At 57.0% G+C, this 691-nt stretch carries 2 protein-coding genes; both read left to right on the top strand.

The annotated features are described in order from the left end of the window. On the top strand, positions 1-365 hold a 365-nt coding region (locus tag JZ792_RS41245; RefSeq protein WP_216918423.1), incomplete at its 5' end, for an acyl carrier protein. Between the two features lie 124 nt (positions 366-489). Further along, positions 490-691, top strand: a 202-nt coding sequence (locus JZ792_RS41240; protein WP_216918422.1) for a beta-ketoacyl synthase N-terminal-like domain-containing protein, incomplete at its 3' end; no start/stop codon positions are given.

Raw genomic sequence — 691 nt, 5'->3', positions numbered from 1 at the left:
ACTCCCTCACCGCCGTCGAAGCCCGCAACCGGATCAAGACCGCCACCGGAGTGGCGGTTCCGGCGACCTTGATCTTCGACTACCCGACCCCGAGAGCGGTCACCGAACATCTACACCAGCAGCTGGCGGGAAACTACCATTTCGGTGGCCCTTCTCGTGAAGACGAAGCTGTCATTAGGGAATTCCTGGCAAATGTTTCAATGGAGCGGCTCCGTTCGTCGGGAATCTTCGATCAGCTGCTGAGATTTGCTGTGGACGATAAAAGTAATTCTGTCGCCAAGAGCAGTGACATTACTCAAGACGCGGTGGATGAAATGGACCCCGAAAATCTTGTGCGCTACATTATGCAGCGCGACACGAATTGATCGGAAAGAATTAGATATGTCGTTATCGATAGAAGAACTTGTAAAAGCTCTGCGTGTTTCCGCTAAGGAAAATTTGGCTTTGCGGCAATCGAATGATCTATTAGCGGGCCGTTCGAGTGAACCAGTGGCAATTGTTGGCGCGGGGTGTCGGCTTCCGGGCGGTGTCTCCTCGCGGGAGGATCTGTGGCAGGTCGTGGCCCAGGGCCGGGATGTGGTGTCGCAGTGGCCTCTGGACCGGGGCTGGGATGTGGGGTTGTTCGATCCCGAGCCGGGGGTGGCGGGTAAGTCCTACACGCGAGACGGCGGGTTCCTGCACGACGCGGGGT

Source organism: Nocardia noduli (assembly GCF_019038455.1).
Classification (GTDB): domain Bacteria; phylum Actinomycetota; class Actinomycetes; order Mycobacteriales; family Mycobacteriaceae; genus Nocardia; species Nocardia noduli.
Note: the sequence above shows the minus strand (reverse complement) of the source record. Positions and strands in the feature narration are given on the sequence as shown.